This is a genomic window from Asticcacaulis sp. (assembly GCF_020217185.1).
Lineage (GTDB): Bacteria > Pseudomonadota > Alphaproteobacteria > Caulobacterales > Caulobacteraceae > Asticcacaulis.
The window spans coordinates 1-10,000 of record NZ_JAIWNX010000062.1; the positions used below are offsets into that span (position 1 = coordinate 1).

Genomic DNA, 10,000 nt, shown 5'->3' on the forward strand with positions numbered 1-10,000 from the left:
GGCGGCGGGTTGTTTTCGAAATAGATTTCCGAATAGGCGATGTCGGACAGCACGATCAGGTCGTGCTTTTCGGCGATACGGATGACTTCCTTGTAGAAATCCAGATCAACCCACTGCGCCGTCGGGTTCGACGGATAGGAGACGATCAGCACCGACGGCGTGGGCACGGAGTGCTTCACCGCGCGCTCAATGCCCGACAGATATTGCTCCGGAGACAGGGCCGGGACGTGACGGATAACGCCACCGGCCATCAGGAAGCCGAAGGCGTGGATCGGATAGGCCGGGTTGGGGCAGATGACCGTATCGCCGGGGCCGGTAATGGCCATGGCCAGGTTGGCAAAGCCTTCCTTGGAGCCCAGTGTCGCCACGACTTCGGTATCGGGATTGAGCTTCACGCCGTAGCGGCGCTCATAATAGCCCGCCATAGCTTTGCGCAGGCCCTGCACGCCCTTGGACACCGAATAGCCGTGTGTCTTGGGTTTTTTGACCGTCTCGACCAGTTTGTCCACGATATGCGGGGCCGTATCCATGTCGGGATTGCCCATACCGAAGTCGATCACATCGGTGCCGGCTGCGCGCAGACGGGCCTTCACCTTGTTGACTTCTTCGAAGACATAAGGCGGCAGACGCCGGATACGGTAAAAATCGCGCATGATTGCACCTGAGAAAAGAACGTGACCGGAGGCGGCCTGAGAGGGGTTGATCGGGGTGAAAGACAAAAAGCCCGCAAGGTCGCAACGGACCTGCGGGCCAGACCATATGACTCATCAAACGTCGATTGTCATCCCATGAAAGGCGCTTTTTTCGGAAATTTTTGCGTTGCGTGAAAAATAATTTTGCACTTGGCGCGTGTTAAGCCTCTGGCGTGTCAAAGGGCTCTGCGCCTTTTAACGAAACCGCTGGCGGTTTTCGGCCCATTCGGCGGGGGTCTGCCCCCAGATATCGACCGCCACATCGGCATAGGGGGGCGGCAGGCGGCCCGGTCCGCGGTTGGATGACCCCAGAGCCTGCGCCACGCGCTGAGAGCCGATATTGTCGGGCGCGATGGTGTGGATCACGTCATCCCAGCCCAGAACCTCGAACACATAGTCGATGCAGGCGGCCGCCGCTTCGGTGGCGTAGCCCTTGCCCTGTGCCGAAGACAACAGGCCCCAGCCGACTTCGCGGGCGGGCCACTGATAGGGATAGAGAGGCCCGATGCGTCCCACCCACTCACCGGTTGCCTTTTCCAGAACGCTGAACATGTGAAAGCCGTCGAGCGCCCACGCCCCGGCGATGGCGCGCGTCACCCGCCAGGTCACGGCATCCGGCGTAACGCCGCCCAGATGCGTCATGACCTTCTCATCGGACTGAAACGCACAAAAGGCCGGAAAATCCTCAGCGACGGGTGGGCGGAGGATCAGGCGCGGCGTGTCAAGCGTCGGGCCAAGCGGCGAGGTGGTGGGCAAACGGGTCATGCTCCCGACTTAACCCCAGCAACCGGCCCTTGCCAGTGACAAATCGGTTATCCGAATAGCAGGTAACAAAAAAGGGCCTCCGAAGAGACCCTTTCTGATTTCGGAAAATCGGTTTTCCGAGGCTTAGGCCAGCGACGGGTCGATCGCCTTACAGGCTTCGATCAGGCCCTTCACGCTGTCCACCGACTTGGCGAACATGGCCTTTTCTTCGTCGTTCGTGGTGAACTCGATGACCTTTTCCGCACCGTCCTTACCGATCAGCACCGGCACCCCGACATAGAGGTCGTTCAGGCCATACTGACCCGTCAGGTAGGCGGCGCACGGCAGGACGCGCTTCTTGTCCTTCAGGTAGGAGGTGGCCATGGCGATGGCCGATTCCGCCGGGGCGTAGAAGGCCGAGCCGGTCTTCAAGAGGGCGACGATTTCGCCGCCACCGCCACGGGTGCGCTTCACGATGGCGTCCAGCTCGTCCTGCGACAGGAAGCCGGCCTTCACGGCGTCCGGCAGAGGCAGGCCGCCAACGGTCGAGTGACGCACCATCGGGACCATGTCGTCACCGTGGCCGCCCAGCGTCCAGGCGTGGATGTCTTCGACCGAGATACCGGTCTTTTCAGCCAGGAAGTAGGCAAAGCGCGCCGAGTCGAGCACGCCCGCCATGCCGATGACCTTCGAGGTCGGCAGGCCGGAGAACTTTTGCAGCGCCCACACCATGGCGTCGAGCGGGTTGGTGATGCAGATGACAAAGGCATTCGGGGCGTATTGCTTGATGCCTTCGCCGACGGCCTTCATGACCTTCAGGTTGATACCCAGCAGGTCGTCGCGGCTCATGCCCGGCTTGCGCGGCACGCCGGCGGTGACGATGCAGACGTCGGCACCGGCGATATCGGCATAGTCGTTGGCGCCCTTAAGCGCGACGTCCTTACCGAACACGGCCGAGGCTTCGGCGATGTCCAGAGCCTTACCCTGCGGCACACCTTCGGTGATGTCGAACAGGACGACATCGCCCAGTTCCTCACGCGCGGCGATATGGGCCAGCGTGCCCCCGATCATACCCGAACCGATCAAAGCAATTTTGGCGCGTGCCATAAGCATTCCCTTTTCCATCTGAACCCGCAGGGGGTGACAAAGATTAACGGCCCTCTAAACCCGTTAACGAGGCTTCGCAAGACCATGCGCTGCAACATTATGAAATGTGATGCGCAAATCCCGCAGGGGCTATACAGAGGAGGCCTTAATATTTTGCCTTATTCGCCTGCGAAAGACCGACCAATGGCTGAGTTTACCGTTGATCCGCGCATCGAAGCCGCCTCCGTCTGGATTGGCGAGCTGAGCCTGTGTCAGGTGCGTCTGCAAAAAGATGCGCGCTTCCCGTGGCTGGTGCTTCTGCCGCGCCGGGCGGGCCTGACGGAACTGACTGAGCTGAGCGAGGCCGAGCACGCCCAGCTACGCGCTGATTTGCATGTGGCCGAACAGATGGTGCGCCGCGCGGCGGAGGTGATGGGGCAGCCGGTCAGCAAGCTCAACATCGCCAATCTCGGCAATATTGTCGCGCAACTGCATATCCATGTGATTGCCCGCCACCCGCAGGACGCGGCCTGGCCCGGCCCGGTCTGGGGGTATGGCACGCCGGAAGCCTTTGCCCCGGCCCAGAAGGCAGAGGTGGTAGAGGCGCTCAAATCCCTTATTGTGCCTGCATGACCACCGGAGTGGCGGTGCCGGCGGGGTCGATCATCTGACCACGCCAGCGACCGTCGGGTTCGCGGCGCAGATCGAGGCGATAGCGCCCTCGGGAGGAGCCCGACTGATAGTCGAGCGTCAGGCGGTCATCGGCTTGCATGGCGCTTTCGATCAGGCCGGAGCGGTTAAGACCCACCCCGCCTTGCAGTGAGCGCCACGCCCCATCCACCTGAGCGCCGCCGCCGCGCAGGGCCAGCGACACCAGCTTGTCCCCCGTGAGCGACGACACCAGCCAGTTGCCTTCCAGATCGCCCGCCCGGCTCTGGCGCGCCAGAAGCCCGGAACGGATGCTGGAATCGTAGCGCATCTCCGCACCGGTCTTCTGGCCTTCGTAATCGCGGGCGTAGGCATCGACCGTCACCGCAGCCAGATTGCGCGGTGCGGTAGGCGCTTCAACGGGTTGGCGCACCGCTTCGGGCACACTCAGAGTCGGGGCATCGGCGGGGGTGGGTGAGGGGGTGACCGGCAGGGAGGTCGCCGCCACGACCTCGGCGGCCTTGTCCGGCGTCGGCGGGCTGACCGTGCGCGGCTCGACCTTTTCGGCGGTCAGGGTGGCATTGAGGTCAGCCTTGGGGACGGGCGCGGTTTCGGGCTTTACCGTCGCCTGATAGGGGATGGGGGCCGTCGGAAGGTCCAGCTTGTCTTCGGTCTTCGGCGCAGGCTTTACGGTTTCCGATGAGGCCACAGATGTGGGCGTTGGATTGTGGGGTACGGGTTGACCGTCCACCTTGATCCTGGCACCGAACAGATCATCGACCGCCTTACCGGCGTCGGTGGTCAGCGCTGACGCGGCCGTTGTGGCGGGGGGCGTCGCAGGCCTGGGTTTTGGAGTTGGCGTCGTCTGCGCTACGGTCTTGTCTGCCGGTTTGGGGGCGGGGGTCTTGGCAACGGTTTTCGCAGGGGCGCTCAGGGTGCCGCTCGTGCGGCTGTCGTACTTGTCGCCCTTGTCCGGAATGACATAGGGCGTCCCCTTGGCCGAAGCCGTCGCGGTGACCTTTTCGTCGTTTTTGACGGTATCCGTCTTTTTGGCGGTTTTGGAGGCTGTCGATTTTTTCGCTTCGGCATCGGCTGTTTGCGTCGGCTTCGATTTGCCGCTCGGCTTACCGCTCTGCGCCGTCTTTCCCTTTTTCGAGTCCGTCTCGTCCTTCTCAGCGGTCTTTGTTTTCGCTGAGGCCTTTGACTTTGCCGACGGCTTTTCGTTCTCGCTGACCTTGGCCGTGCCCGTCTTGCTATTGGCGTTGCCCTGCGTTTTGGCCGCGTCCGCCGTTTTGGCCGATTTGGGCGTCGCCTTCGTCTCGGTCTTTGTCTTTGTCTCACCTTTGGCGGCAGAAGCGGCCTCATCGGCGCGAGCCGTGACACGTGCGGTGGCGGCGGCTGTACCGGCCTGAGCGGACGCCACCGGCAGGGTGAGGGCCGAAGACAGAAGCAGAACCTTGAGAAGGGGATGGCGCATAGGCAAACGGGTCACGCTGAAAAACACCTGAACTACACTCTCTAACGCAGGGGAGACGGAAGTCTGTTCGCCAAAAAGGCGAAATTATCCCCCCTTACCCAAATCTAAGCGACCAACCGAGGCCGAAATGCGGCAATATGTCACGATGGCGCGTTTGTGAACCGCTCACAATATCGCTAACGTACGATCTGGTTTTCTCTTTTTCGGGCGACATACGTGTCTGAAAAGCCTTCGCGGGCGCAAAAAACACCCCCCTGACCATGCGCTATGTTGACACAGGGACGTCAGGGTCTAAAAAGCCCCCGAAGACGCGGAAACTTAACCTTTTCCGTGCATCCACAAGTGGGGCCTGCGCGTACAAGCCTCGCATTGCACACACCGGGTATATCAGGGCCACGCAAGCACATGTCAAAGCCTCCGTCCACCGAAGCGGCCTATCGTCCGCTCTCTCCGCACCTTCAGGTGTGGAAATTCCACATCACCATGTTCACCTCGATCCTGCACCGGGCGACCGGCATTGCCTCGGTCGTGGGCGCGGTCATGGTCGCGGCGTGGCTTCTGGCCATCGGCCTGACGGCATCGGGCCACTGCCCTGAGGCCTACACGCTGTTCCTGTCGTTTGCGGCGTCGCCCTTCGGCCTGTTCGTGTGGTTCGGCCTGACGCTGGCGGGCTTTATCCACCTGACCGGTGGTCTGCGCCATCTGATCTGGGACATGGGTCTGGGCTTCAGGATTTCGTCGGCCAATGCGCTGGCCTGGTGGTCGCTGCTGGGCGGTATTGCCCTGACGCTGGCCTTCTGGGCCGTTCTGTTCGCTACGGGCAAGGTGGTACTGTAATGGTTGACTCCTATCTGAAACAACGCTCGGCCAAGGACTGGAAAAAGTCCGAAAAGCACGGCGCGGGTGAATGGCTGGCGGAACGCTGGACCTCGGTCGCCCTGTTTTTCCTGACCCTGTGGGCTGCCTGGAGCGCCTTCGGTCTGGCCAATCAGGGCTATGAGGCGGCGCTGGCCTTCGTAAAGGTGCCGCTCAATGCCGGGCTTCTGGCCGCGACCTTCGTGATCACCATGTGGCACACCTATATGGGCCTGAACGCCAATGTTCTGGACTACTTCCCGAACTCACGCGCGCTGCGCCTTCTCAACCTCCTCTTCTGTCTGGCTGTTCTCGCTGTGGCGCTGGGCGGCATCTATCTGGCTTTTAAGGCGTAACCCATGACCTACAAGATCATTGAACACGAATATGACGTGGTGGTCGTAGGGGCCGGTGGCGCAGGCCTTCGCGCCGCTCTGGGCTGCGGTCAGTCGGGCCTCAAGACGGCCTGTATCACCAAGGTCTTCCCGACCCGCTCGCACACGGTTGCTGCGCAAGGTGGCGTCGCCGCTTCGCTCGGCAATATGGGCGAAGACAAGTGGCAGTGGCACATGTACGACACCGTCAAGGGGTCGGACTGGCTGGGCGATCAGGACGCCATCGAATACCTCGTCCGCAACGCGCCGGACGCCGTCTATGAGCTGGAACACTGGGGCGTGCCCTTCTCGCGTACCGAAGACGGCAAGATCTATCAGCGTCCGTTCGGCGGCATGACCAAGAATTTCGGCGAAGGCCCGGTGCAGCGCACCTGCGCCGCTGCCGACCGTACCGGTCACGCCATGCTGCACACCCTGTATGGTCAGTCGCTGAAAGAAGACGTTGAATTCTTCATCGAATATTTCGCGCTCGACCTGATCATGGATGACGGCGTCTGCCGTGGCGTCACCTGCTGGAAGCTGGACGACGGCACCATCCACGTCTTCCGCGCGCACCTGGTCATCCTCGCCACTGGCGGCTATGGCCGCGCCTACTTCTCGGCGACTTCGGCCCATACCTGCACCGGCGACGGTGGCGGCATGGTGTTGCGCGCCGGTCTGCCGCTGCAAGACCTTGAGTTCGTGCAGTTCCACCCGACCGGCATCTACGGTTCGGGCTGTCTGATCACCGAAGGCGCGCGCGGCGAAGGCGGTTACCTGACCAATTCGGCCGGTGAACGCTTCATGGAACGCTACGCCCCTTCGGCCAAGGACCTCGCTTCGCGCGACGTCGTTTCGCGCTCCATGACCATGGAAATCCGTGAAGGCCGCGGTGTGGGGCCGCACAAGGACCACATCTTCCTGCACCTCGACCACCTGCCGCCCGACCTGCTGCACAAGCGCCTGCCGGGTATCTCGGAATCGGCAAAAATCTTTGCCGGCGTCGATGTGACCAAGGAGCCGATCCCGGTCATCCCGACCGTCCACTACAATATGGGCGGTATCCCGACCAACTATCACGGCGAAGTCGTGACGCTGAAGGACGGCAACCCGGATGCCGTGGTGCCCGGCCTGATGGCTGTCGGTGAAGCGGCCTGCGTCTCGGTGCACGGGGCCAACCGCCTCGGCTCCAACTCGCTGATCGACCTCGTGGTGTTTGGCCGCGCGGCGGGCAAGCGCGCACCGGAACTGGTCAAGGCCGGCACGCCGCACAAGGACATCGGCAAGTCGGCGGTCGAAGCGCACCTGTCGCGTCTCGACAAGTTCCGCAACGCCAATGGTCAGGCCCCGACCGCCGATCTGCGCCTCAAAATGCAGCGCGCCATGCAGGAAGACGCTGCCGTCTTCCGCACCGGTGAGACGCTGGAACAGGGCGTGCGTCGTCTGGACGAAATCTTCAAGGCGTCCAAGGACATCGGCATCAAGGATCGCGGCATGATCTGGAACACCGATCTGCTGGAAGCCCTGGAATACGACAACCTGATCGCTCAGGCCGTCATCACCGTCAATTCGGCGCTGAACCGTAAGGAATCGCGCGGCGCGCACGCCCGTGAGGACTATCCGAACCGTGATGATGAAAACTGGATGAAGCACACCCTGATGTGGCTCGACACCGAAACGGGTCAGGTCACCACGGATTATCGTCCGGTCCACACCTACACGATGACCAACGAAATCGCCTATATCGCGCCCAAGGCGCGGGTCTATTAAGGGGAGAATGGAACATGGTTGAACTGGCTCTCCCCAAGCGCTCTCAGATCAAGAACGGCAAGCGTTACAAGGCGCCGTCGGGGTCGAAGAATGTGCGCGTGTACAAGATCTACCGCTTCGATCCGGATTCGGGCGAAAACCCGCGCTGGGACAAGTATGAGGTCGATGCCAAGGCCCACGGGCCGATGGTGCTCGACGCCCTCATCTACATCAAGAACAATGTCGATTCGACGCTGAGCTTCCGTCGCTCGTGCCGCGAAGGTATCTGCGGTTCGTGCGCCATGAATATCGGCGGCCGCAATACTCTGGCCTGCACCAAGGGCCATGAGGAATATAACGGCGAAATCACCATCTCGCCGCTGCCGCACATGCCGGTGGTCAAGGACCTCGTGCCGGACCTGTCGGGCTTCTATGCGCAATACGCCTCGATCGAGCCGTACCTGCAATCGACGACGCCCGACCCGGACAAGGAGCGCCTGCAAAGCCCGGCCAACCGCGACAAGCTGGATGGGCTTTATGAGTGCATCCTGTGCGCTTGCTGCTCGACCTCCTGCCCCAGCTACTGGTGGAATCAGGACAAGTATCTGGGCCCGGCGGCCCTGCTTCAGGCCTATCGCTGGATCGCCGACTCGCGCGACGATCACACCAAGAAGCGTCTGGAATCGCTGGAAGACCCCTTCAAGCTGTACCGCTGCCACACCATCATGAACTGTGCGCAGGTCTGCCCCAAGGGTCTAAACCCGGCCAAGGCCATCGCTGAAATCAAGAAGATGATGCCGGCGAAGTAATCATGGGGGAAACAGCGTTTCCCCCATGTGCCCCTTCCTATATCGAAAAAATTTGCTAGAGACGGCTCGTCGCAAATTTTTGCTTTCTATTTCGAGAGCCGAGGCTTTTGCTTCGGCTCTCGGGTTTAGTTTGGTCGCGATGTTTTTGCGAAAAACCGATTACACTTTTTCGCACATCGCTCTGTGCATTTGAAATGGCCCCCTATGCCCAAGATCACCTATATCGAATCCAACGGCAAAACCCACGAGATCGAGGTCAAGACTGGCAACTCGGTCATGGAAGGGGCGATCAAGCACAATATTCCCGGTATCGACGCTGACTGCGGCGGGGCCTGTGCCTGCGCCACCTGCCACGTCTATGTCGATCCGCAGTGGTTTGACAAAACCGGCGGCCCGTCGGTGATGGAAGAGTCCATGCTCGATTTCGCGCAGGATGTTGAGCCGACCTCGCGCCTCTCATGCCAGATCCGCGTCACCGAGGCGCTGAACGGCCTGATCGTGCGCCTGCCCGAAAGCCAGCACTGATTTTCCGGTCAGAGTAAAATTGGCCACGAAAAACACGAAAAGACACAAAAATCAGAGCGCTTGAAGTTTAAGCGTCCCAAGGGCATGACGTATACTCACCTTCGTGAGTGAGGTATCCTCCGTGTCCTTCTCAGCGAAGACCTTTCGTGATTTTCTCAGCCAAATCCATGACACCAGCGCTCAAACTCTGGCTCGATGCCCTTAAGCCCAAACCGCTGCCGGTTTCGGGGCTGGAGCGGATGCGCAGCGGTCTGGGGGCGTGTCTCGGCATCGGTTTCACTGCCCTGATCAGCCTGCTGATCGCCGCGCCGCTGGGCCTGTCGCCGTGGCTGGTGGCCCCGCTTGGGGCTTCGGCCGTGCTGGTTTTTGCGGTGCCGGCCTCACCTCTGGCGCAACCGTGGTCGGTTATCGGTGGCAATACGGTGTCGGCGATCATCGGTCTGATCTGCGCCCATATGATCCCCGATCCGGTGATCGCGGCCTCCTTGGCTGTGTCCCTGGCTATTCTGGCCATGTTTGCCACGCGCAGCCTGCACCCGCCCGGCGGGGCCATGGCCTTGCTGGTCGTACTCACCCACACGACCAGCCCGTGGTTCGCGCTGTTCCCCGCCTTCACCAATTCGCTGTTGTTGGTCAGCGCCGGGATTGTCTTCAACACCCTCACCCGCCGCAACTATCCGCACATCGCCGCACCCGCTCCGAAGACCGAGGACAACAGCCTCAAGCGCGTCAGCGCCGAAGACATCGCCGCCGCCCTGAGCCAGATGGACACGCTGATCGACATCGCGCCCGATGATCTGGAAAAGCTGCTGACCCTGTCCGAACGCCATGCGTATCAGCGGCTGATGGACCATATCCGGGCTAAAGACATCATGACGCCAAATCCCATTCATGTGGAATTTGGCACGCCTCTGGAAGACACCTGGGCCTTGATTCAGAAACACAGGCTGAAATTGCTGCCGGTAACGGACAAGGCCGGGCGGGTCATCGGCGTCATTACAGCGGACGATATGCTGCGTCAGGCGGGTGGCGCACCTGCCG

At 61.4% G+C, this 10,000-nt stretch carries 11 protein-coding genes; 7 read left to right on the top strand and 4 right to left on the bottom strand.

Annotation, left to right across the window (positions count from 1 at the left end):
- The 3 genes from LDL37_RS02940 to mdh form a co-directional block, all read right to left on the bottom strand.
- Positions 1–656, bottom strand: a 656-nt coding sequence (locus tag LDL37_RS02940; protein ID WP_290794112.1) for an aminotransferase class I/II-fold pyridoxal phosphate-dependent enzyme, incomplete at its 3' end; no start/stop codon positions are given.
- Between the two features lie 231 nt (positions 657–887).
- The gene (locus LDL37_RS02945; protein WP_290794086.1) at positions 888–1,457 is read right to left on the bottom strand and encodes a GNAT family N-acetyltransferase; all 570 of its coding nucleotides are present in this window, start codon (positions 1,455–1,457) and stop codon (positions 888–890) included.
- A 123-nt stretch (positions 1,458–1,580) separates the two neighbouring features.
- Positions 1,581–2,543: a malate dehydrogenase gene (mdh, locus tag LDL37_RS02950; protein WP_126421986.1), complete on the bottom strand. Its 963-nt coding sequence runs from the start codon at positions 2,541–2,543 to the stop codon at positions 1,581–1,583.
- 183 nt (positions 2,544–2,726) lie between these two features.
- Here mdh and LDL37_RS02955 point away from each other — a divergent pair, with 183 nt between their 5' ends.
- A complete protein-coding gene (locus tag LDL37_RS02955) occupies positions 2,727–3,155 on the top strand; it encodes an HIT domain-containing protein (protein WP_290794090.1) in 429 nt (142 codons plus the stop codon).
- Here the strand turns inward: LDL37_RS02955 and LDL37_RS02960 are convergent.
- Complete coding sequence (locus tag LDL37_RS02960) at positions 3,139–4,647, bottom strand: hypothetical protein (RefSeq protein WP_290794093.1); 1,509 nt, start codon at positions 4,645–4,647, stop codon at positions 3,139–3,141. The genes LDL37_RS02955 and LDL37_RS02960 overlap by 17 nt on opposite strands.
- 405 nt (positions 4,648–5,052) lie before the next feature.
- Here LDL37_RS02960 and sdhC point away from each other — a divergent pair, with 405 nt between their 5' ends.
- The 6 genes from sdhC to LDL37_RS02990 form a co-directional block, all read left to right on the top strand.
- Positions 5,053–5,484 (top strand): succinate dehydrogenase, cytochrome b556 subunit, encoded by a 432-nt coding sequence (gene sdhC, locus LDL37_RS02965; protein WP_290794096.1) that lies wholly within the window; start codon positions 5,053–5,055, stop codon positions 5,482–5,484.
- Positions 5,484–5,858 (top strand): succinate dehydrogenase, hydrophobic membrane anchor protein, encoded by a 375-nt coding sequence (gene sdhD, locus LDL37_RS02970; protein ID WP_126421980.1) that lies wholly within the window; start codon positions 5,484–5,486, stop codon positions 5,856–5,858. Before sdhC ends, sdhD begins: the two co-directional genes overlap by 1 nt.
- 3 nt (positions 5,859–5,861) lie before the next feature.
- The gene (sdhA, locus tag LDL37_RS02975; RefSeq protein WP_013477744.1) at positions 5,862–7,646 is read left to right on the top strand and encodes a succinate dehydrogenase flavoprotein subunit; all 1,785 of its coding nucleotides are present in this window, start codon (positions 5,862–5,864) and stop codon (positions 7,644–7,646) included.
- Between the two features lie 14 nt (positions 7,647–7,660).
- On the top strand, positions 7,661–8,434 hold the full coding sequence (locus LDL37_RS02980; RefSeq protein ID WP_290794103.1) for a succinate dehydrogenase iron-sulfur subunit: 774 nt from the start codon (positions 7,661–7,663) through the stop codon (positions 8,432–8,434).
- 204 nt (positions 8,435–8,638) lie between these two features.
- Complete coding sequence (locus tag LDL37_RS02985; protein ID WP_290794106.1) at positions 8,639–8,959, top strand: 2Fe-2S iron-sulfur cluster-binding protein; 321 nt, start codon at positions 8,639–8,641, stop codon at positions 8,957–8,959.
- Positions 8,960–9,126: 167 nt separating this feature from the next.
- Positions 9,127–10,000: HPP family protein (locus tag LDL37_RS02990; RefSeq protein WP_290794109.1), on the top strand; the 874-nt coding region annotated here is incomplete at its 3' end.